The 23,527-nt window shown below is 36.6% G+C and carries 20 protein-coding genes; 17 read left to right on the forward strand and 3 right to left on the reverse strand.

Annotated elements, in window-relative coordinates:
* Positions 1 to 90 precede the first annotated feature (90 nt).
* The gene (locus tag BM260_RS08320) at positions 91 to 777 is read left to right on the forward strand and encodes a YqjF family protein (protein ID WP_245762679.1); all 687 of its coding nucleotides are present in this window, start codon (positions 91 to 93) and stop codon (positions 775 to 777) included.
* A gap of 42 nt (positions 778 to 819) precedes the next feature.
* Here the strand turns inward: BM260_RS08320 and BM260_RS08325 are convergent, their stop codons facing one another.
* A complete protein-coding gene (locus BM260_RS08325; RefSeq protein ID WP_093536884.1) occupies positions 820 to 1,911 on the reverse strand; it encodes a M24 family metallopeptidase in 1,092 nt (363 codons plus the stop codon).
* Positions 1,912 to 2,034: 123 nt separating this feature from the next.
* Here BM260_RS08325 and BM260_RS08330 point away from each other — a divergent pair, with 123 nt between their 5' ends.
* Both BM260_RS08330 and BM260_RS08335 read left to right on the forward strand, forming a co-directional pair.
* Complete coding sequence (locus tag BM260_RS08330) at positions 2,035 to 2,724, forward strand: metal-dependent hydrolase (RefSeq protein WP_093536885.1); 690 nt, start codon at positions 2,035 to 2,037, stop codon at positions 2,722 to 2,724.
* Between the two features lie 55 nt (positions 2,725 to 2,779).
* Positions 2,780 to 4,087 carry a DRTGG domain-containing protein gene (locus BM260_RS08335; RefSeq protein WP_093536886.1) on the forward strand — a complete coding sequence of 436 codons (1,308 nt, stop codon included), beginning with the start codon at positions 2,780 to 2,782 and terminating at the stop codon, positions 4,085 to 4,087.
* Between the two features lie 70 nt (positions 4,088 to 4,157).
* On the opposite strand, the gene BM260_RS08340 is transcribed toward BM260_RS08335, so the two are convergent.
* The gene (locus BM260_RS08340; RefSeq protein ID WP_093536887.1) at positions 4,158 to 4,463 is read right to left on the reverse strand and encodes a YtpI family protein; all 306 of its coding nucleotides are present in this window, start codon (positions 4,461 to 4,463) and stop codon (positions 4,158 to 4,160) included.
* A gap of 95 nt (positions 4,464 to 4,558) precedes the next feature.
* Here BM260_RS08340 and BM260_RS08345 point away from each other — a divergent pair, with 95 nt between their 5' ends.
* The 8 genes from BM260_RS08345 to BM260_RS08380 all read left to right on the forward strand — a co-directional run bounded on the left by BM260_RS08345 (position 4,559) and on the right by BM260_RS08380 (position 14,692).
* The gene (locus BM260_RS08345; protein ID WP_093536888.1) at positions 4,559 to 5,488 is read left to right on the forward strand and encodes a DHH family phosphoesterase; all 930 of its coding nucleotides are present in this window, start codon (positions 4,559 to 4,561) and stop codon (positions 5,486 to 5,488) included.
* A gap of 14 nt (positions 5,489 to 5,502) precedes the next feature.
* Positions 5,503 to 8,562 carry a DNA polymerase III subunit alpha gene (gene dnaE / locus BM260_RS08350; protein WP_093536889.1) on the forward strand — a complete coding sequence of 1,020 codons (3,060 nt, stop codon included), beginning with the start codon at positions 5,503 to 5,505 and terminating at the stop codon, positions 8,560 to 8,562.
* A 109-nt stretch (positions 8,563 to 8,671) separates the two neighbouring features.
* Positions 8,672 to 9,316 (forward strand): FadR/GntR family transcriptional regulator, encoded by a 645-nt coding sequence (locus BM260_RS08355; RefSeq protein ID WP_093536890.1) that lies wholly within the window; start codon positions 8,672 to 8,674, stop codon positions 9,314 to 9,316.
* Complete coding sequence (gene accD / locus BM260_RS08360) at positions 9,317 to 10,186, forward strand: acetyl-CoA carboxylase, carboxyltransferase subunit beta (RefSeq protein WP_093536891.1); 870 nt, start codon at positions 9,317 to 9,319, stop codon at positions 10,184 to 10,186.
* A complete protein-coding gene (accA, locus tag BM260_RS08365) occupies positions 10,183 to 11,136 on the forward strand; it encodes an acetyl-CoA carboxylase carboxyl transferase subunit alpha (RefSeq protein ID WP_093536892.1) in 954 nt (317 codons plus the stop codon). Before accD ends, accA begins: the two co-directional genes overlap by 4 nt.
* Before the next feature lie 83 nt (positions 11,137 to 11,219).
* Positions 11,220 to 12,179 carry a 6-phosphofructokinase gene (gene pfkA, locus BM260_RS08370; RefSeq protein WP_093536893.1) on the forward strand — a complete coding sequence of 320 codons (960 nt, stop codon included), beginning with the start codon at positions 11,220 to 11,222 and terminating at the stop codon, positions 12,177 to 12,179.
* Positions 12,180 to 12,216: 37 nt separating this feature from the next.
* Positions 12,217 to 13,977 carry a pyruvate kinase gene (gene pyk, locus BM260_RS08375; protein ID WP_093536894.1) on the forward strand — a complete coding sequence of 587 codons (1,761 nt, stop codon included), beginning with the start codon at positions 12,217 to 12,219 and terminating at the stop codon, positions 13,975 to 13,977.
* Between the two features lie 319 nt (positions 13,978 to 14,296).
* On the forward strand, positions 14,297 to 14,692 hold the full coding sequence (locus BM260_RS08380) for an FxsA family protein (RefSeq protein WP_245762673.1): 396 nt from the start codon (positions 14,297 to 14,299) through the stop codon (positions 14,690 to 14,692).
* On the opposite strand, the gene BM260_RS08385 is transcribed toward BM260_RS08380, so the two are convergent.
* Positions 14,670 to 15,638, reverse strand: a complete 969-nt coding sequence (locus tag BM260_RS08385; protein WP_175496239.1) for an AI-2E family transporter — start codon at positions 15,636 to 15,638, stop codon at positions 14,670 to 14,672. The two genes, BM260_RS08380 and BM260_RS08385, sit on opposite strands and share 23 nt — an antisense overlap.
* Before the next feature lie 197 nt (positions 15,639 to 15,835).
* Here BM260_RS08385 and citZ point away from each other — a divergent pair, with 197 nt between their 5' ends.
* The 6 genes from citZ (at position 15,836) to BM260_RS08415 (ending at position 23,365) form a co-directional block, all read left to right on the forward strand.
* Complete coding sequence (gene citZ / locus BM260_RS08390) at positions 15,836 to 16,951, forward strand: citrate synthase (RefSeq protein WP_093536897.1); 1,116 nt, start codon at positions 15,836 to 15,838, stop codon at positions 16,949 to 16,951.
* Positions 16,952 to 17,034: 83 nt separating this feature from the next.
* Positions 17,035 to 18,300 carry an NADP-dependent isocitrate dehydrogenase gene (icd, locus tag BM260_RS08395; protein WP_093536898.1) on the forward strand — a complete coding sequence of 422 codons (1,266 nt, stop codon included), beginning with the start codon at positions 17,035 to 17,037 and terminating at the stop codon, positions 18,298 to 18,300.
* Between the two features lie 352 nt (positions 18,301 to 18,652).
* A complete protein-coding gene (gene mdh / locus BM260_RS08400; protein WP_093536899.1) occupies positions 18,653 to 19,591 on the forward strand; it encodes a malate dehydrogenase in 939 nt (312 codons plus the stop codon).
* A gap of 308 nt (positions 19,592 to 19,899) precedes the next feature.
* Positions 19,900 to 20,607: a response regulator transcription factor gene (locus BM260_RS08405; protein ID WP_093536900.1), complete on the forward strand. Its 708-nt coding sequence runs from the start codon at positions 19,900 to 19,902 to the stop codon at positions 20,605 to 20,607.
* A complete protein-coding gene (gene pnpS, locus BM260_RS08410; protein WP_093536901.1) occupies positions 20,607 to 22,139 on the forward strand; it encodes a two-component system histidine kinase PnpS in 1,533 nt (510 codons plus the stop codon). The genes BM260_RS08405 and pnpS overlap by 1 nt, the downstream gene beginning before the upstream one ends.
* An 11-nt stretch (positions 22,140 to 22,150) precedes the next feature.
* The gene (locus BM260_RS08415; protein WP_093536902.1) at positions 22,151 to 23,365 is read left to right on the forward strand and encodes a carboxylate--amine ligase; all 1,215 of its coding nucleotides are present in this window, start codon (positions 22,151 to 22,153) and stop codon (positions 23,363 to 23,365) included.
* The last annotated feature ends 162 nt before the right edge of the window (positions 23,366 to 23,527 follow it).

Raw genomic sequence — 23,527 nt, forward strand, 5'->3', positions numbered from 1 at the left:
GAATAGGAGCTATTAATAATGACAGATTATAAAGAACAATCCAAAGAAACGAACTGGGATGATGGACACAGATTATGGCCATTGCCAAATATGCCTTGGACAATGAAACAAACTTGGAATGATTTGCTTTTTGCTCATTTTCCAGTCAATTTTAATGTCTTACGAAAACTAGTTCCTAACATATTCCCATTGGACACTTATGATGGCGTGTGTTGGGTCGGAGTAGTACCATTCCATATGACAGATATTCGTTTACGTGGATTACCTCCTATTCCAGGAACTGATAAATTTCCAGAATTGAATGTTCGAACATATGTAACAATCGATGGTAAACCAGGAGTATATTTTTTTAGTTTGGACGCCACAAATCTACTTGCGATAAAAGTTGCTAGAACTTTTTATCACTTACCATATGTTCGTGCAAATATGAAGGTCGAAAAGCAAGGGGATATGATTGAATATGAGAGTGTAAGAAAATCTGAGGATGCTCGGTTTGTGGCAGATTATCGTCCAGTATCTGAGAAATATTTTGCAGAAAAAGGTTCTTTCGAAGAGTGGCTCGTGGAACGTTACTGCTTATATACACTAAACCCCAAAGGAGTTCCATTACGATGTGACATTTTACATCACCCATGGGAACTTCAACTGGCAGAAGCAAATATTAAAGAAAATACAATGCTTAGTAGTCGAGGTATTGTTGTAGAGAATGACAGTGTAGTCCTGCATTATTCAAAACAGATCGAGGTAAGAATGTGGCCGCTTGTTAAAGCATTTTAAAAAAACAAAGCACTGCATGTTCGCAGTGCTTTGATAGATATCTTATAAAATTTGTAATTCTTTCGGAAACTTCGTTAACACTTCAACGCCACTTTCTGTCACTACTACATCATCTTCAATACGAACGCCGGTAATATCAGGATGATATATTCCAGGTTCGATTGTAAATACCATTCCTTTTTCTAGCTTCATGTCATTCACACCAGTTATCGAAGGGAATTCATGGACAGAAATTCCAAGTCCATGTCCTAGACGATGGGTAAAGTATTCTCCGTAACCAGCTTCTGTAATAATATCTCTTGCAGTTTTATCAAGCGCCATAGCAGTAACGCCTGGTTTTACTGCCGCCACCGCAGCTTCTTCTGCACGACGTACTGTTTCATAAATTTCGCGTTTGTCTGGAGAAGGTTCTCCAAATGCTACTGTACGCGTAATATCTGAGCAATAGCCGTTATACACTACGCCTAAGTCAAAAAGAATGAAATCTCCTTTTTGGATTTTACGGTCACCAGGAGTTCCGTGAGGTGAAGCTGTTTTAGGACCACTCAACACCATTGTGTCAAATGACATCTGTGCAGCTCCTTTTTCTTTTACGGCCAATTCAATGGCATTTAATATTTCAATCTCCGTTTTACCTTCTGCAATTTCCTTGCAACCAACTTCAATTGCATAGTCCGCAAGCTCGGCCGCTTTACGCATATTGACTAATTCTGCTTCAGACTTAATAACACGTAGGTCATTGATTTTTTCGTCGATTCTAGAAATTTGCAGATTTGAAAGTCGTTCTTCTAGTGCTTCTAATCTTTCAACTGTCATATGTGATTTCTCAACCGCTAGGCTTTGAATATTACTAGCCGTTTCATTCATTTTTTGTACTAAGATATCCCATGCATTGTCCGTGTCTTGATGTCCAATTATTTCTCCATTCCAACCTGCTGCTTTTGCATCTGGAATTTCCATTTTAGGACAAATGATAAACGGTGCAGCTTCCTTGAAGATGGCTACACCTAAAAGACGCTCATGGGGATTGCTTTTAAATCCAGTAAAATAAAAAACGTTATCTGGAGTAGTGATAAATGCTGCATCAATTTGATGTGTTTGTAGATAGGATTGTATTTTTTCTGTTTGATTCATATGGGCACCTCTTTTAAATTTAATACTATAAGCATATCAGAATAAAGGATTTCTGACATCTACGTTGAATGAATTATAAGGAGTACTACTTTTAAATAATGATTCAAAAGGAGAGAACACAATATGGAAATCAGCTATCACGGACATTCGGTAGTTAAAATTATGACCGATACACACACAATCTTAATAGATCCTTTTATCACCGGAAATGGACAAACTGATTTAGATGCGGCCAAAGAGAAAGTAGATGTAATTTTAGTGACGCATGGTCACAATGATCATTTAGGAGATACAGTAGATTTGGCAAAAAGAAATAATGCCACGGTAATCGCAACATTTGAACTTGCCAATTATGTAGAATCATTCGGCATTAATGTGCATGCCATGGGAATAGGTGGATCTTATGATTTTGAATTTGGAACAGTAAAATTCACGCAAGCATTTCATAGTAGCTCGTTTACAACAGAAGATGGAGAAATTATTTATGGCGGAATGCCTGCTGGAGTACTTTTCACATCGGAGGGCAAAACTATCTATCACGCAGGCGATACGGCTTTGTTTGGAGATATGAAACTAATCGGTGAACGCAATAATATAGATGTTGCATTCCTGCCAATTGGAGATAATTTTACAATGGGTCCAGAGGATGCAGCATACGCGGTACAGCTACTAAAACCTCAAATTGTTGTACCGGTACATTATAATACGTTTCCACCTATAAAACAGGATCCTCAAATATTTAAGAACCTTGTAGAAACTGCAGAAGTACAAGTGTTGAGTGCTGGTGATTACGTTCAATGGATTCGTGACTAGAAAATAAGGCTTATGTGGTACAATAAACGTATAATAATCGTTTGGATGTGACTACATGACAACAAAACATGAACAGATACTAGCATATATAGAAAAACTTCCAGTAGGCGATAAAATATCCGTTAGACAAATTGCAAAGGATTTAACTGTCAGTGAAGGGACAGCCTATCGTGCGATTAAAGAGGCAGAAACGAGAAGAATAGTCAGCACTATTGAACGAGTAGGGACAATTCGCATCGAGCTAAAGAAAAAAGAAAATTTCGAGCGTTTAACCTATGCAGAAGTAGTAAATATTGTGGATGGTCAAGTATTGGGTGGAAAAACCGGATTGCACAAAACGTTAAACAAGTTTGTGATTGGGGCAATGCAACTAGAAGACATGATGCGGTATGTAGAGCCGAGCAATCTGTTAATAGCAGGGAATCGATTAAAGGTTCATGAGACTGCGTTACAAGCAGGTGCTGCAGTTCTTGTTACAGGTGGATTTGATGTAACTGAGAACACCAAAAGATTAGCGGACGAACTAGAGCTTCCCGTCATTTCTACCAGTTATGATACATTCACTGTGGCGACAATGATCAATCGTGCAATTGATGATCAACTCATAAAAAAAGATGTGTTATTAATCGAAGATATATATGTTCCGCTACAAGAAACGTCGTATTTATACGCTACTGATCAAGTGAAACAATACCGAGTACTAAATAATAGTACAACGCACGGTGTTTTCCCGGTAGTGGATGCGTCGAAGAAATTAGTAGGAATAATAACAGCTAGAGATGTCATTGGTAAATCTAACAATGAACCGATTGAAAAAGTTATGACGAAAAATCCTATTTCCGTCACGATGAAAACAAGTGTATCGTCAGCAAGTCATCGAATGATTTGGGAAGGTGTAGACCTTTTACCTGTTGTGCGAGATACCAATTATTTGGAGGGTGTCATCAGTAGACAAGATGTCTTAAAAGCATTACAGGCTGCAGCTCGACAACCACAAAATGGCGAAACGATAGATGATATTGTTAAACAGCAAATAAAAATTATTTCTACAGAGGATTTTATATTTGAATTTGTCGTTACACCTCAAATGACGGATCATTACGGTGCTATGTCCAATGGAGCTTTTACGATATTAGTAACGGAAACAGGGGCACAAACATTGAAAATTCGTAAACGTGGGGAAAGTGTCGTTGAGAATATGACCATCTTCTATACGAAACCAATTCAGCTTGAAAGTATTCTACGCATTCAAGCGAAAGTATTAGAACTGAGCAGAAAAGTTGCGAAGATGGATATCGAAATCTTCAATGATAAATTACTAGTTGGAAAAGCTATGGTCACTTATCAGTTATTAGAAAGATAAGCATTTCAATCTTTTTTTGTAATTGTTTCTAGTCATAGGACAAAAAAATGATGCAGCTAATTTAGCTGCATCATTGATTTATAGATAATTCTTCTTTTACAAATTGCCCGTAGTGTTTGGCTACTTTTACATTGTGATATGTGAAATAAGCTCCAAGTAAAATAAACAGACCGGCAACGACATATGTTATAGAAGATTGATAAACGATTAGAAAGTTAATACCAAAAAACAATAAAAATGCTCCTAGACATACGGAAGCTTTTGCGCCAAGCCATTTTTTGCGTATTGGCAGTGGTGTACGGAATTGCTTCGTTTTAAAATAAAAATACCAAACAAATGTAACTACTATAACTGCTACTAATAGTATATTAAGCATAATGACCCTCCATCTAAAAGTTAAGCTGTTATCTATTGTAAAGGGAAAAGTGGAAAAATGCGAATAGAAAAAACAGACAAGCGAGGTTATATGGGATGAAAAGACAAATCATAGACACAATCGAGAAGTACGAAAAAATTATATTGCATCGGCATGTTAGGCCCGATCCAGATGCCTATGGTTCCCAAATAGGATTAAAAGAACTCATTCAGCTAAATTATCCATCGAAAAAAGTCTTTGCCACTGGAACCCATGATGAAACGCTAAATTTCCTAGCTCACCCTGACGAGGTTTCTGATGAGGACTTTCAGGATGCTTTAATCATTGTCACAGATACAGCAAATACCGAAAGAATTGATGATGACCGATATAAATTAGGAAGTTATATTGTGAAGATAGATCATCATCCTAATGATGATGCTTATGGCGATTTACTATGGGTAAATACAGAGGCAAGTTCGGTAAGTGAAATGATCTGTGAACTATTCGAAGAAGCAAAAAACTATAAACAGTGGAAAATGGATGCGTCCATTGCACGATTATTATTTGCAGGAATAGTAGGAGACACAGGTAGATTCATGTTCCAAAGTACAACTAAACAGACAATGGATTTTGCAGGAGAATTACTTACATATGGTTTTGATAGTACGAATTTATTTAATGGCATGTATGAAGTCGAACGGAATCTTCTTCAGCTAAAAGGCTATGTATATGCTAATTTTGAAATGGATGAAACTGGTGTAGGTCATATTAAACTTACGAAAGAAATTCTACAAAAGTATCAAGTCGACCAATCAGAAGCATCCTTACTGGTTAGTGCATTAGCTGATGTAAAGGGCATGAAATGCTGGGTTTTCTTTATAGAAGATTCTTCAGAAATTCGAGTTCGACTGCGTTCAAAAGGTCCGGTTATTAATGGAATAGCCAAAAAGTATGGTGGCGGAGGACATCCACTTGCCTCGGGAGCTGCTGTAAAGACATGGGAAGAAGCTGCATTAGTAATAGAAGATTTAAAAAAGCTGTAAATTGAGGTGTTAATATGAAAACAGTATATCCACAAATTGTGACATCGGCGGATATGCTGAAAAGCACAATTCAGTTGGAACAACTTATACAAAAGTTAAAACAAAATAATGCAGGGGCAGCAGCCATTACAAATAGTAGATTGTATGGTTTACTGCCTTTTTGGCATGCATTACATGCACAACAGATTAAAGCCGTACTTGGTCTCACTGTTAATGTACAGCTTGAAACTGGTATTGTAAGTTTGGTGCTCTATGCAAAAGATAATAATGGATATGAAAATTTGCTGAAAATATCGAGCAGTATCGAGACAAGAGAAATTACAGTGCTCCCCAAAAGATGGTTAGAAGCATATAAAAATGGATTAATCGCTGTCTACAAAGGAGAGTCTTCCACAGAGCTTGAGCTGCTTAGCGAATTACAGATGATTTTTGGGAATGGTCAATTTTATCTAGCAATAGAACGCCCAAATGGGGAAAAAATGGAGCATGAAGAAACCATCATCCAGTACAGTGAACAGTTAACTATACCTATTACTGCTTTCCATATGAGTCGATACATAGAAAAAGAAGATGCTTTTGCATATGAAGTGTTAAATGCAATGGATCAATCACTTAAAATGAATGATCACACTCGCTTAAAACCATCTACAGACTCCCTTCACATACTTTCTAGTGAGGAATGGAGTGAATGGTTTTTTGATGCCCCATCATGGATTGAAAACACGGAGCGAATGCTAAATAGTTGTAATGTCTCTATTGAAAAGTCTGCTTCTATTATGCCTAAGTACCCATTACCCGAAACGAAAAATTCTAAGGATTACTTAAGAGAACTTTGTGAAGAGGGATTGAATAAACGGATAAAAGAAATTACGAAGCCATATGTTGAACGTTTAAATTACGAACTGTCCATTATTAACCAAATGCATTATGAGGATTATTTTTTAATCGTTCAGGACTTCATGAAATTTTCAAAACAACAAAATATATTAACTGGACCTGGCCGTGGGTCTTCTGCCAGTTCACTAGTAGCATTTTCTTTGAATATAACAGATATAGATCCCCTGCGATATGGTTTACTATTTGAACGATTCTTAAATCCTGAACGTATCACAATGCCGGATATTGACATCGATTTTGCGGATTCTAGAAGGATGGAAGTTATTCAATATGTCGTAAAGAAATATGGCCAGAACTATGTTTCTCAAATAATTACATTTGGTACATTGTCTGCAAAAGCAGCAGCAAGAGAGGTTGCTAGAGTGTTTGGATTTGAATCTACCACTTTAGAAGCTATTTCTTCTTTCATACCCGCAAAGCCTGGGATCACGTTAAAAGAAGCATTTGATATGTCTGAGAAATTACGTGAATTTATACAAACAGAGGAAATCCGAAAAAAATGGTTTCAGGTGGCACTAGCTTTAGAGGGGTTACCTAGAAATGCCTCCACACACGCAGCGGGTATAGTATTATCACCAGTGTCTCTAGTAGATGTTATCCCTATTCAAAGTGGGCATGAGGATATCTATTTGACCCAATGGCCAATGAAAGAAGTAGAACAAGTCGGCTTACTTAAAATGGATTTTTTAGGGTTGCGAAATTTGACGATTATTGAAAGAATTTTAAAGATCATTAATTATAGACAATCTGACCCATTCAAGTTAGCGGAAATACCGCTCCATGATGAACTGACCTTTCAGTTATTGCAGCAAGGGGATACTACAGGGGTATTTCAATTAGAATCGGCTGGAATGCGTCAAGCCCTTAAACAAATCAATCCAACTAAGTTTGAAGATGTTGTTGCAGTGAATGCACTATTCCGACCAGGGCCAATGGATAGCATTCCTTTATACGCCAAGCGAAAAGCTGGTCAAGCACCAGTAACGTATGAACATCCCATATTAGAGCCAATCTTAAAAGAAACATATGGCATTATTGTTTACCAGGAGCAAATAATGCAAATTGCTTCCAAAATGGCTGGCTTTACATTCGGGGAAGCTGATTTGTTACGCAGAGCTGTGAGCAAAAAAAATCGAGAAGTCTTACAAAGTGAACGTGTACACTTTGTTCAAAAAGCAATTCAAGAAGGGCATTCAGATCAGTCTGCGACAGCAGTTTATGATTTAATCGTCCGATTTGCTGACTATGGTTTTCCAAAAAGTCATGCTGTCGCCTATAGTGTAATTTCTTTTCAAATGGCGTATTTAAAAGCCCATTTCCCTGTAGCATTTTATAGTGCACTATTAAGCATTGCTACAGGAAACCAAGTGAAAATTAATGAACTAATGATGGAAATGAGACAAAAAGACATGGTTATTCTCGCTCCATCTATATTTAGTAGTCAACGCTTTTTCACAGTGGAAAGCGGAGGTATTCGTTTCGGTTTACAAGCTATAAAAGGCGTTTCCCATAATTTTATTCAAAAATTATTACAACAACGCAAGGAAAGAGAATCACAGTGGGAAGATATTTTTGAACTTGCCTCCGATTTATCTGCAGTTTATTTTACTAGAAAAAATGTAGAACCATTGATCAAAGCTGGGGCTTTAGATGAATTTGGTTACGATAGAGCCACTCTATTATCGACTTTAGATGCAGCTGTTAAATATGCTGAATTGATAAGTCCTACAGAAGAATCTGATTTGTTTGGTGGAGATGCTTCTCATTTTGGAAAGTCTAAACATATTAAATCCGAACCTCTTCCAATAATGGAGAAATTGCAATTTGAGAAAGAAGTTTTGGGTCAATACTTTTCGGAGCATCCTACTGTATCTAAAAAGAAAATATTAAATGATAAACTCGTTGATATTTGGGATGTTTTGCAGGCAACAAAAGATATCCAAGTGAAAATAGTGGGAATTATTCAAGACATAAAACGTATTCGGACAAAAAAAGGAGAAGCAATGGCTTTTCTAACAGTACAGGATGATACGGGTAGTCTATCGGTAACGTTATTTCCAGAGGAATATGCAAAGTTCAACGCATTATTAAAAGAGCAAGAGATGCTCGTTATTTCAGGGAAGTCAGAACGTAGAAATGGTCGTTCTCAAATCATTACTAAATATATAGAGAACTAAGCTGCATAGATTATTATGCAGTTTTTTCTTTACGTTTGAACAAATCTTTTGTATGCTAATAATTATGAGTGGTCTGACCACTTTGTAATTTATGGAAGAGTGAGGCGTAATGGACCAAACGAATAATCCTAAAAAAATGTTTTTAGAAATTGTAAAGCAGTTGAGACAGCTCATTGCAGATGAAAATGTTTCCGTTGGTGGTAAATTGCCATCTGAAAGGGAACTAGCTGAGCGACTTCAAGTAGGTAGGTCAACCGTTAGGGAAGCGCTGAGGAGCTTAGAATTACTCGGTTTAATAGAAACACGCCGAGGAGAAGGTACCTTTTTATCGGATTATCGAAAGCATCGGCTAGTCGAGCTGTTATCTACATTTATCCTTCAAGAATCTAAATCGAAGGAAGATGTGCATACAACGCGAGAAGCATTAGAGAAGGATGCAATTCATACAATTTGTATGTCCAAGAGACTTTATGCTCTACATATATGGGACGCCTTTAAAGAAAAACTGATAGAAGAAGACGTAGTTCGTGAAGATATCATTCGAGAGATTATTATCATTTCCGATAATCGATTAGGTTTAAAAATATGGTTTTTATTAAAACAGTTTGCAGGAGAGCCTTACCAAGAAAATATGAGTTTAGAAGAGAAAACTATTTGGATTCAGCTTTTGATGGCTTTGCAAAATGGAGAACAACAACAAGCGTTATCTCTTTATAATGAATGGCTCTTGTTGCTTAATAGGGGAGATGTATAAATGAGTATTCGAGATATATTTAGAAAAAACCAAAAGAAAAGATATGCCACTATACCAACTGAAAAAGCAAAAAACGATGTACCAGAAGGCATAATGATGAAATGCCCTGAGTGTAGAAAAAATGTATTTACAAAAGACTTGATGAAGAATTTAAAGGTTTGTCCTACTTGTGATCACCATATGAAAATGACTGCTTGGGAGAGAGTAGACATATTTTTAGATGAAGATTCATTTGTATCAATGGATGATCATTTAGAAACAGTTAATCCATTGAATTTCCCAAGTTATACGGAAAAGATAAAAGCAGATGGACAAAAGACTGGTTTAAATGAGGCTGTTCTTACTGGAATTGGAAAGTTAGATGGTCAACAGGTCGCCATAGCGATTATGGATTCACATTTCCGAATGGGATCAATGGGCTCAGTAGTAGGAGAGAAAATTACAAGAGCTGTGGAGAAAGCGACAGAGCTAGGAATTCCTTTTATTATTTACACTGCAAGTGGAGGAGCAAGAATGCAAGAAGGCGTTCTGTCCTTAATGCAAATGGCGAAAACGTCTGTTGCCTTGAGAAGACACAGTGATCATGGACTACTTTATATTTCTATTCTTACCCATCCTACAACGGGTGGAGTTTCTGCGAGCTTTGCTTCGGTAGGTGATATTAATATCGCTGAACCTAAAGCTTTAATCGGGTTTGCTGGTAGACGAGTGATTGAACAAACAGTGCGCGAAAAACTGCCAGAGGATTTTCAAACAGCTGAGTTTTTAATGAATCATGGTCAGCTAGATGCCATTATTCATCGTAAAGAGATGCGAGAAAAAGTAGCTTCCATCGTCCATCTTCATACGACTAAGGAGGTCACAAAATGATAAAAGTACTACCTTTTGAAGAACCAATCGTCCAATTAAAAACAAAAATAGAAGAGTTAAAAGAATATACAGCTAGTGCTGATGTAGATATGTCAGCTGAAATCATTCATCTAGAAGCTAGACTTAAGAAGTTAGAACATGAAATCTATGAAAATATGGAGCCTTGGGACCGTGTTCAGGTCGCTCGTCATCCGAGTCGTCCTACTACAAGAGATTATATTCAATTATTATGTACAGACTTTATGGAACTCCATGGAGATCGACTTTACGGAGACGATGCAGCGATAATTGGGGGAATTGCCTTATTTGAAGGAAGACCAATAACAATTATTGGACATCAAAGAGGGATAGATACAAAAGAGAACATTAAACGTAATTTTGGTATGCCTCATCCAGAGGGATATCGAAAAGCATTACGATTAATGAAACAAGCAGAAAAGTTTAAGCGTCCCATTATATGTATGATTGATACGAAAGGTGCTTATCCTGGGAAAGCTGCGGAAGAGCGAGGACAAAGTGAAGCAATAGCTAGAAACTTAGTGGAGATGGCTGGCTTAAAAGTACCGGTAATAAGTATTGTTATTGGAGAAGGTGGTAGTGGAGGAGCTTTAGCATTAGGTGTGGCTAATCATATTCATATGCTAGAAAACTCTACGTACTCGGTTATTTCTCCTGAAGGAGCAGCATCTATTCTTTGGAAGGATGCATCTTTGGCGAAACAAGCTGCAGAAGCGATGAAAATTACAGCTCCAGACTTAAAGAAGATGGAGATTATTGATACTGTCATCCAAGAAGTCCATGGGGGAGCTCATAAAAATATAGAAGCACAGGCGGAATATATGAAGGAAACCCTTATTAACTCATTGATAGAATTAGAGAAATTAACTCCCGATGAGCTAATCGAAAATAGATATATTAAGTTCAAAAACATTGGAGAATTTAATGAATAAAATGCGTCAAGAACGACGCATTTTTTTTTAATTCATTTCGTGATAAGCTTATAATATGAAATTCGTTGTTTGGAGGGAAAAAGATGAAGAGAATTGGTGTGTTAACAAGTGGAGGAGACGCTCCCGGCATGAATGCTGCTGTTCGAGCGGTTGTAAGAAAAGCTATTTATGAAGGGCTTGAAGTAGTCGGTATATTCCATGGTTACCAAGGACTGATCGATGGTAAGATGGAAGTTTTAGACTTAGGTTCTGTAGGGGATATTATTCAAAGAGGTGGAACAAAACTGTTTTCTGCTAGATGTCCGGAATTCCGTACGGAGGAGGGGCAACAAAAAGCAATAGAGCAGCTAAAGGCACATGGTATTGATGGATTAGTAGTTATCGGCGGGGACGGTTCTTATAGAGGTTCTATGAAGCTTACAGAAAGTGGTTTTCCGTGCGTAGGAATTCCTGGAACAATCGATAATGATATTCCAGGTACGGATTATACTTTAGGTTTTGATACAGCTTTAAACACGGTGATTGAGAGTATTGATAAAATTAGAGATACCGCTACATCGCATGAACGAACATTTATCGTAGAGGTAATGGGAAGAGACGCTGGAGACTTGGCATTATGGGCTGGCCTTGCTGGTGGAGCTGAAACTATTATTATTCCTGAAGTAGAGATAAATATGGATGAGATTGTCGAACGTCTAAAAAGCGGTTCGGAACGTGGGAAAAAGCATAGTATAATTATTGTCGCTGAAGGTGTGATGAGTGGTGCAGAATTTGCTAGTAAGCTTAAAGACCTAGCAGATATTGAAACACGAGTTTCCGTACTTGGACATATCCAACGTGGAGGTTCCCCAACGGGCCGTGACCGAGTGTTAGCAAGTTTATTTGGCGCTAAAGCGGTTGAGGTTTTAATAGCAGGAAATGGTGGGCGTGCGATTGGCATCCAGAATCATCAAGTGGTAGACTATGATATGAATGAAGCTTTTGATAATCATGAAGAATTTGATATGTCTATGTATCAATTATCTAAAGAATTATCCATTTAATTAGGAAATATATTGCCCTTAAAGAAAGGAATGTACTATGAGAAAAACTAAAATTGTATGTACAATTGGACCCGCAAGTGAATCAGAAGAAATGTTAGAGAAATTAATAAATGCTGGAATGAACGTTGCCAGATTAAATTTCTCGCATGGTAATCATGAAGAACATGCAGCAAGAATTGAAACGATTCGTAAAGTTTCTAAAAGAATAGGTAAAGTTGTTGGGATATTATTGGATACAAAAGGACCAGAAATCCGTACACATAAAATGGAAAATGGTGCGCTTGAGCTTCAGTCTGGAGAAACTATTGAGATTTCGATGACAGAAGTGTTAGGTACTCTTGAACGTTTCTCTATTTCTTATGATAAATTAATCGAGGATGTTAACGAAGGCTCGGTTATTCTTCTAGATGATGGCCTTATTGAATTAATCGTTCAAAAAATTGATAAAGAGAATGGAATTATCTCCACTTTTATTCAAAATGCAGGAACGTTAAAGAACAATAAAGGTGTAAATGTACCTGGTGTATCCGTACAATTACCTGGCATGACAGAAAAAGATGCGCAGGATATCCTTTTTGGTATTGAGCAGGATGTAGATTTTGTTGCTGCTTCTTTCGTTCGCCGTGCAAAAGATGTGTTAGAAATTCGCAAACTGCTAGAAGAAAATAATGGAGCACATATTCAAATTATTCCGAAGATCGAAAACCAAGAAGGCGTGGATAATATTGATGAAATTATTCAGGTATCTGATGGTTTAATGGTTGCAAGGGGAGATCTAGGAGTAGAAATTCCAGCAGAAGAAGTTCCTTTAGTACAAAAGAAACTAATTGCAAAATGTAATGAGGCTGGAAAACCTGTTATCACAGCTACTCAAATGCTCGATTCTATGCAACGTAATCCGAGACCTACTCGTGCAGAAGCAAGTGACGTCGCAAATGCTATTTTTGATGGAACGGATGCGATTATGCTTTCTGGAGAAACAGCTGCGGGACTTTATCCAGTAGAGTCTGTGCAAACAATGGATAAAATCGCTCGTCGTACTGAAAATGCAGTAGATTATCGTGAAAATGTTACAAAGATTAGTAAAGCACGCGATGTAAACTTAACTGATGCTATTGGTCAAGCGGTTGCGCACACAGCGATTAACTTGAAAGTAAAAGCAGTTATTGCACCAACTGAAAGTGGATATACTGCTAAAATGATTGCTAAATTTAGACCGGGAGTTCCAATAATCGCGGTAACTTCATCAGAAACTCCTTCTAGAAAACTTACATTAGTTTGGGGAGTATATCCGATTGTAGGGAAAAAAGCTCACTCTACAGATGAGGTTTTAGAGGATGCTGTGGAGGAAAGTATTTTACATCAATATGTTACTCATGGCGATCTAGTAGTGATAACTGCCGGAGTACCTGTAGGAGAAGCAGGCACAACTAACTTGATGAAGGTTCATGTTATTGGAGACTTAGTTGCAAGAGGGCAAGGTATTGGTAAGAATACTGCATTCGGAAAAGCAATAGTTGTGAATAGTGCAGAAGAATTAGCAGGACAAGATACAACAGATAGCATTATTGTGACATTAGGATCTGATCGTGATATGGTTCCGAGTATCGAAAAGTGCAGAGGTTTAATCACTGAAGAGGGTGGTTTAACTAGCCATGCCGCAGTCGTTGGACTTAGCTTAGGGGTACCAGTAATCGTTGGAGTGAAAGATGCTACGACACTTATTAGAAATGGCCAAGAGTTAACGATAGATGCCGAAAGTGGTTTTATCTATCATGGTCGTGCAAGCATAATTTAAGAAGATGCCTCACCATAAAAGGTGGGGCTTTTATTGAATGAAAAATAGCTTTTAGTATATAAGGTATTTATCCAAGAATACTGCTGATTTTCTTTACAGCGCTCTTGCCTGTTTGCCAAAGTTTTTGAATGGTGACGGACAGATAGATGGCATAAGATTACCGAGCAAAGAAAGGCTGGTTGTGACATCAGTCACGACCAGCCTTTCAAAAATTAATCGATAATAGTATAGCAACCAATCTGTACAGAGTATTTCGGAAACGCTGGAAACAGGTTATGAACATAGAAGATGCCCTGCGCATTTATTAAAGGAAGGTGAAATGATGAAATGGATTATTGGTTTGTTTATCTTAATCCCGGCGATTGAATTGTATCTCCTCATGTTATCAGGGAAAACTATTGGAGCGGGATACACATTTTTATTGATCATTGCAAGTGGTGTAATTGGCGGATATTTTGCAAAAAGACAGGGCCTAAAAGCATTTCGTGAAGTATCGGAAAGCGTTAAAAACTATCAAGCGCCCGGTGAAGCTGCCATAAATGGTATAAGTATATTTATCGGAGCTATTTTAGTTGTACTTCCAGGATTTATATCCGATATTATTGGGTTCATGCTTTTGTTTGCTCCAACCCGTAATTTATTTAAACCGCTTGTTTATAGATGGATTCGCAAGAAGATGAAAAACGGTCAAGTTATTGTGATGAAGTCTTCGTAAAGTTCTCCCATTTGTGGGCGAATAGATAAATAAATGGACTAAACAAAATTCCTATAAAACCAAAGATTAAAATGGCTGCTGCGCTCAAATAAAAGACGTGGACAGCCTTTATTTGTGTGGTGGAGGACCAGAGTACTGATTCGACGATATGTCTGGTTAACTGAACAAAAAGGTATAAAAGCAAGACAATTGTGCCTACCATTTGCATCTCCATTAAAAAGAAGTAAATACTTAACGGAATCAATATCAAGCCTGTACCTAAAAAAGGAATACTATCGACTAAAGAGATTAGAAAAGCATATTTAATTGGGTTATGCAATCCTAGTACCGAGAATCCAATAGCAATTAAAATGAACGTTAAAACAAATAGTTTAAGCTCCACGTGAATGAACTGATTTACTACAGTAGAAGATTTAAGCAAGGCTCTGTGGCAAAGAGTTCTCATTTTTTTGGGAAAGTAAACTAGAAACCATTCGCGGTCTTTTATAGATTCGAACAAGGAAAAAAACAATCCAATACTAAACAAAAAGATTTCAAAAAAATAAGATGGTAAATGGGTTACGTTTAATAATAAATCATTCAATAGCTTATTTAGTATTGTTTGAAATTTACCTTCAAACATCGTAAATACAGGATGACTTTGTAATTCCATCACTGGCAACAAAACAACATGCTCGTGTAAAAATGGTATTAAATCAATAAATGTCTGAATGAGAAAAAATAATACGACTAAAAAACTACCTAATATTAAAATAACTGTGAGTAAAACACTTAAGAAAACTGGGAGTTTAAATTTTTTATGTAATAAATTAGTTAAGGGAAAAAGAAAATAACCTCCAATAATTGCCAAAGTGAGAGGGTAAGCAACAAATGATATTAGTATAATTATTCCAAATGGTAGCCATTGTAATAAGAAATCTTTTTTATTTTCTTGTAGAGTAATCATTTTCATCCAATCTTTTCAATTAATTAGGAGATTTAAAGATAAATTTCAACAAACTTAAGCGTTTTCATTCACAAAAACGCCAAAATTGATTATACTGATTAAGTAAGCAATGCTAGGAACATTAATATATACATATAATTCTTCTGATTTATAAAGATTTGATCAGTAGATTTATGTTGTAAAGGGGAGACTATGATATGACAACAACTAAAGGTTTAGAAGGAATTGTAGCGGCAGAGACGTCAATCAGTTCAATCATCGATGATACACTTACATATGTTGGATACGATATTGATGATTTAGCAAATAATGCGGGCTTTGAAGAGGTAGTTTACTTGCTTTGGCATAAACGTCTTCCAAATGCGACAGAATTAGCTGAATTGAAACAGCAATTAGCTGACAATATGGCTGTACCACAAGAAGTTTTGAATCATTTCAAAACATTCCCTATCAATGACGTACACCCAATGACAGCTCTTAGAACAACAGTTTCTATGCTTGCATTATATGATGATGCAGCAGAAGATATGTCCGACGAAGCAAATTACTTAAAAGCTATTAAATTACAAGCAAAAATGCCGACATTAGTGACAGCTTTCTCACGTGTTCGTCAAGGTTTAGAGCCTGTAGCACCTAAAGCAGATTTGGGATATGCAGCTAACTTCTTATACATGTTACACGGAGAATTACCACAGGATATAGAAGTTGAAGCGTTTGATAAAGCACTTGTTTTACACGCAGATCATGAGTTAAATGCTTCTACATTCACAGCTCGCGTATGTGTAGCTACACTTTCAGATATCTATTCTGGTGTAGTAGCAGCTATTGGAGCTTTAAAAGGACCATTGCATGGTGGAGCAAACGAACAAGTAATGAAAATGTTAACAGAAATTGGTACACTTGATAATGTGGACGCTTATATCAAAGATAAATTAGATAACAAAGTTAAGATTATGGGATTCGGTCACCGTGTATATAGAAAAGGAGACCCACGTGCAAAACATTTACGTGAAATGTCTCAGAAACTAACTACACTAAATGGTGAGTCTAAACTTTATGATATGTCTATTCGTATCGAAGAAATAGTTACAGGACAAAAGAATTTACCACCAAACGTAGATTTCTATTCTGCATCTGTTTATCATTCGTTGAAAATTGATCATGATCTATTTACACCTATTTTTGCAGTATCACGTGTATCTGGTTGGAGTGCCCATATTCTTGAGCAATATGCAAACAATCGTTTAATCCGTCCACGTGCAGAATATGTTGGACCTGGAATGCAAAAGTATATTCCAATTGAAGAAAGATAATAGTAGTATTATCTTAGTAAGATAGGGCTTAAACACTTTTGTGTTTACTGCCCTATGATTATGATGGTAGGAGGAAATAACAAATGACAACAGGTAAAATTACAGTAGAAAACGGTGTACTTAACGTACCAAACACAGCGGTAATTCCTTTTATAGAAGGAGACGGAACGGGTCCAGATATCTGGGCTGCAGCGTCACGTGTATTAGAAGCTTCAGTAGAAAAAGCTTATAATGGCGAAAAGAAAATTGAATGGAAAGAGGTTCTTGCTGGTCAAAAAGCATTCGATAAAACTGGCGAATGGCTTCCTCAAGAAACTTTAGATGTTATTAATGAATATTTAATCGCTATTAAAGGACCTTTAACTACACCAATCGGTGGAGGAATTCGTTCATTAAACGTAGCATTACGTCAAGAACTTGATCTATACACTTGCCTACGTCCAGTTCGTTATTTCACTGGTGTTCCATCTCCGGTTAAACGTCCTGAAGATACTGATATGGTTATTTTCCGTGAAAACACTGAAGATATCTACGCTGGTATTGAGTATGCACAAGGTACAGACGAAGCAAAAAAACTTATCAACTTCTTACAAACTGAGTTTGGAGTTAAAAATATTCGTTTCCCAGAAACTTCAGGTCTTGGTATCAAACCTATTTCTGAAGAGGGTACAAAACGTTTAGTTCGTGCTGCTCTTAACTATATTATTAAAGAAGGTCGTACTTCTTTAACTTTAGTTCATAAAGGGAATATCATGAAGTTCACTGAAGGTGCTTTCAAAACTTGGGGTTACGAAGTAGCAGAACAAGAATTTGGTGATAAAGTATTTACATGGAACCAATATGATCAAATTAAAGAAGAGCAAGGAACTGAAGCTGCTGATAAAGCACAAGCTGATGCACTTGCGTCTGGTAAAATCTTAGTGAAAGATTCTATTGCTGATATCTTCTTACAACAAATTTTAACTCGTCCAAAAGAGTTTGATGTAGTTGCTACAATGAACTTAAATGGAGATTATATTTCTGATGCACTTGCTGCACAAGTTGGTGGTATCGGTATTGCTCCTGGAGCGAACATTAACTATGTAACTGGACATGCTATTTTTGAAGCTACTCATGGTACAGCTCCTAAATATGCTGGTTTAGACAAAGTTAACCCATCTTCTGTTATTCTTTCAGGTGTCTTAATGCTTGAGCATTTAGGATGGAACGAAGCTGCTAAACTTATCATGGATTCAATGGAGAAATCTATTGCTGCTAAAGTGGTAACTTATGATTTTGCTCGTTTAATGGATGGCGCTAAAGAAGTTAAATGTTCTGAGTTCGCTGATGAACTTATTAAAAACATGTAATATCAATTGAATCTTGGTTTAAAGGAAGGGAATATTCCCTTCCTTTTCTTTAATAGACAAGAAATATTTAAAAATGTGCATTGAATACTGGATTCAAGATGTTTCAGAATAAATAATAATGCAGATCTTCGCTTCAGGTGGCCGCTTTCCGCGAGCCAGGCCGAGCCTCCTCAGGCCAACAGGATGTTGGTCACGAAGGCGTATAAGAGAGGGCATAGCTTACCGCTTAGATGGTAAGAGTAGACATAGTAAATATAATGGTAAAATCATATGTCGAATTAGGATTTGACCATATAGAACAGGAATCTTATTGCCGGATTCTACTAATAATGAACTAAAGGAGTGTTTTCTAATGACATTGAAAAGAAGTAAAATCTCAGTAATTGGTGGCGGATTTACAGGTGCAACAACTGCTTTTCTACTTGCTCAAAAGGAACTTGGTGATATTGTTTTAGTAGATATTCCACAATCCGAAAATGCTACTAAAGGTAAAGCTTTGGATATGGCACAAGCTGGACCCGTCCAAGGCTTTGATGCTGATATCATTGGCACTTCTAGTTATGAAGATACGAAAGACTCGGATTTAGTAATTATTACCGCTGGTATCGCTCGTAAACCAGGAATGAGCCGCGATGATTTAGTGCAGACAAATCAAAAAGTGATGAAATCTGTTACATCTGAAATCGTAAAATATTCTCCGAATACGACAATCTTAGTTTTAACGAACCCTGTGGATGCAATGACCTATACAGTTTATAAGGAATCTGGCCTTCCAAAAGAACGTGTAATTGGCCAATCGGGAGTACTTGACACTGCTCGTTTCCGAACATTCGTTGCGAAAGAATTAAACCTCTCGGTAAAGGATGTAACTGGGTTTGTACTTGGTGGGCATGGGGACGATATGGTACCGTTAGTTAGATATTCATTCGCTGGTGGAATTCCATTAGAAACTTTAATTGATGCTACTCGCTTAGAGGAAATTGTAGATCGTACTCGTAAAGGTGGAGCGGAGATTGTAAATCTTCTTGGTAATGGTTCTGCTTATTATGCTCCAGCAGCATCTTTAGTAGAAATGGCTGAAGCAATTCTGAAAGACCAAAAACGAGTATTACCATCTATTGCATATTTAGAAGGTGAATATGGTATGGATGGAATTTACCTTGGTGTTCCAACAGTATTGGGTGCTGGTGGTATCGAGAAAATTATCGAACTTGAGTTAACAGAAGAAGAAAAAGCATTATTAAACAAATCAGCAGAAGCCGTTCAGGCGGTTATGAAAGTCTTAGCATAATATAATTGTCGTGAATCGAGTGGGGAAACCTACTCGATTTTTTATTGGGGAAAAAAGAATAGCTTACTGCTTGATAAAGTGTCTTTAGCCATAAGTTCTCCAACACTTAACAGGTCCTATCATCACCTTGCGCTTTGCGTTGGTTTATTGTTAATATAGAATTAGTATAAGGTACAATGCTAGCTCAAAATGAAAGTGTTATGGATGGCGAATTTCCTGTACTGCATCCGATTATAGAAAAGTAACAAATATTGTAGCTAACATCGATTTGGAATGGGGGTTTCAAATCAACCTTGGAGGCCGATAAAATGAGAAAAGTATTAGTTGTGGATGATGAAAGTTCAATCGTAACTCTTTTAAAATATAATCTTGAAGAAGCAGGCTTTGAAGTCATAACAGCAAATGATGGCTTAGAGGGGCTTAATAAAGCCTTGGAAGAAAAGCCCGATGTGATTTTACTGGATTGGATGTTGCCCCATATGGATGGCATGGAGGTCTGTAAAGAGCTTCGTATTAAGAAGGTGCAAATTCCAATAATCATGTTAACAGCTAAAGATGAAGAATTCGATAAAGTATTAGGTCTTGAACTAGGTGCAGATGATTATATGACCAAGCCATTCAGTCCTAGAGAAGTAACAGCACGAGTTAAAGCTATGATTCGTCGTTCTGGCATTTCTACTGAGAAAAAACAAGAGAAAACAAAAGAAGAAATGTATACTTTCGGTCCACTACAAGTATTTCCAGAACGTTTCGAAGTACTTTTAAACAATGAGGTCATTGAATTTACGCCAAAAGAATTCGAATTACTTGTCTATTTAATCGAAAACAAAAATCGAGTTTTAACAAGAGATCAGCTATTAAGTGCCGTTTGGAATTATGATTTTGCAGGTGACACTCGCATAGTAGATGTACATATTAGCCATTTACGAGACAAAATTGAAGTTAATAGTAGAAAACCTCATTTCATTAAAACAATTAGAGGATTAGGATATAAGTTTGAGGAGCCTAAGAGCTAATGAAATCATTTCATTCCAAACTTTTTAGAACTTATTCTATTATGATAGGGTTAATATTAGCTTGTCTAGGACTAGTACTTGGGCAGCTTTTTCCTATTTATGCAAAAAACGCTTCCGAAAAGGTCATTAATATTAAATTAGAAGAACTATCTAAAGACTTAGCAACTACAGGACTCACAGGTGATGAACAGAGGGATATTAGTGAGACGATAGCTACTTCTTTTTACCAAGCGGAGATGCTTGAACCTCATTCCTTATGGATTTTTTTGTTTATCATTTTAGCTGTTACATTTCTCATTGCACTCTTTTTAGGTTCTAGTATTTTCAAAAAGTATGCTCAGCCAATCGAGCATCTGACAGAAACCGCTATGGAATTAGCTAGAGGTAATTATCGAATTCGTGCATTTGAAGATGAATTTTCTGGAATGTCGAAGCTAAGCAACTCTATTAATATACTCGCACGCAGCCTACATGATATATCGGTCATGAGGGAAACGGAAAAAGAGAGGTTAAAAACGTTAATCGAGAATATGGGTAGTGCGCTCATAATGATCGATCGGAATGGTTATATTACGATCGTAAATCGTTCGTTTCTTAAGCAGCTTGATATTTCGTTTAAAGATGTGGATGGAAAGCTATTTAATAAAATCGGGCTTCCTAAAAAAATTGAAGATTTCATTGATCAACTATTTTTAACTGAGGCTTCTAGCCGGGAACAAATATCCATTAAGAAAAACATACATACTTATTATATGGATGCTTACGGAGCTCCTGTCATCGGTGAACATGGAAAATGGCTTGGGATAGTGATAGTCATGCATGAAGTGACAGAGCTTGTGAAACTGGAGCAAGTTAGAAAAGACTTTGTAGCAAATGTTTCGCATGAATTGAAGACACCTGTTACTAGTATTAAAGGTTTTTCCGAAACATTATTGTATGGGGCGTATAAAAATGAAGAAACTTTACTTTCTTTCCTAGAGATAATCCATAAAGAGAGCAATAGACTTCAAATGCTCATTAATGATTTATTAGATCTTTCCAAAGTGGAACAAGTAGGATATGAAGTAGACTTACAAAAGGTCAACTTATTGGATGTCGTTGCGCGAAGTAAAGAAATGACTAGTCATATTGTTGAGGAAAAGAATATGCGCCTGGAGATAATATCTGAAGAGCCAGTCTTTGTATTAGGTGATTTAAATCGTTTAATCCAAATAACGATGAACTTATTGATGAATGCACTGACTTATTCCCCTGAAGATAAAACTGTTACTATAACCATTAGTCAGACTAAAAAGTGTGGAGTAATACGTATTCAGGATGAAGGAATTGGAATTGCAAAAGAAGAGATTAACCGAGTATTCGAGCGTTTTTATCGCGTAGATAGAGCTAGGAGCAGAAACTCGGGAGGAACTGGGCTAGGCTTAGCAATTGTTAAGCATCTAGTGGAAGCGCATCATGGCTTACTAGAAGTAGATAGTGAAGTAGGAAAAGGTACTGTCTTTACGGTATCTATTCCACTTGTTAAAAGATAACGGAGGTAATTATGAATAACCAACCCTTTATCCCAATAATTATTGGGACAGATATGAATGCTTATAATATGGCAATTTCTTTTCATGAGGAATACAATATTAAGCCAATATTAGTAGGTAAAGAAGAAATGTCTTTTACTAAATGGAGCAGTGTGATTGAACATATTGAGATTCAGCCAAACTTATGGGATAAATCTGCATTTGTTCAAGTACTTTCTGAAGTCGCACAAAAATATAAAACAAACGATAAGCAATTGCTATTAATAGGAACAAATGATTTTTATGTGCGATTAATAATTGAAAATGCCGATGCTTTAAAGAAAATGTATGTTTTTAACTATATGTCAGAAGAATTAATGAACAATCTATTGGTGAAATCAAATTTCTATAAGCTTTGTGAAGAGCATGGAATTGATGCACCGAAAACTTATTATTATTCATGTGCAAAAAAAGCGGCATTTACAGAGGAAGTACTCTATCCGCTAATCATAAAACCAAGTAATGGTGTGATGTATTATAAAAACAAGTTTCCTGGCCAGCAAAAAGTTTATCGAGTAGAGTCTAAAGCGGAGCTAGATGATATTTTAGAAAAAGTAAATGCAAGTGGTTATACGGAAGACTTGATCATTCAGGATTACATCCCAGGCGATGATACATATATGTGGGATTCCGTATTTTATATGAATTCTAAAGGTAAAGCTGAACTTAGCACTCTTGCACAAGTGGTGCTACAAGAGCATACTGTAACTGCTATTGGTAACTATACAGCGCTTATTACTCGATATAATGAGGAACTAATGAAAAAGCTACAGCACTTTTTAGAAGCAGTCGGTTATGTAGGTTTTGCTAACTTCGATTTAAAATTTGATGAGCGAGATGGCAAGTTCAAAGTATTTGAAGTAAATATTAGACAAGGTCGTTCTAGTTATTATACAACTGCTCTTGGACATAATATGGCTAGATATTTTGTGGATGATGTTATTTATCAAAAGGAAAAAGCCCTTACTTTGTTGAATGAGCATTATTTGTTTACGGTAGTACCTAAAATAGTATTAAAGAAATTTGTTGAAAATGAAGAGATTCAACAAGAGGTTAGAATGCTCTTGAGGTCTGGTAAATGGGGAAATCCACTTTTCTACAAGAAGGACAAGCATTTTACGCGTAAATTATTTTTAGTTGCTCGTCAGTTCAATTATTATAAGAAGTATAAAAATAATAATTGGTAAGGAAATATTTACAATTTATTCACAAGGGGTTTACAATTGTTTGCTATATTTAAAAAGACCCCTTTTCCAAACGATGTACCTAAAAAGCTAGCATTTTTGCTAGCTTTTTTTATTTGGCTCAAATAACCTATTCCAACTAAAAAACAAAACCCAAGAAAAGTA

Source organism: Psychrobacillus psychrotolerans (assembly GCF_900115805.1).
Classification (GTDB): Bacteria; Bacillota; Bacilli; order Bacillales_A; family Planococcaceae; genus Psychrobacillus; species Psychrobacillus psychrotolerans.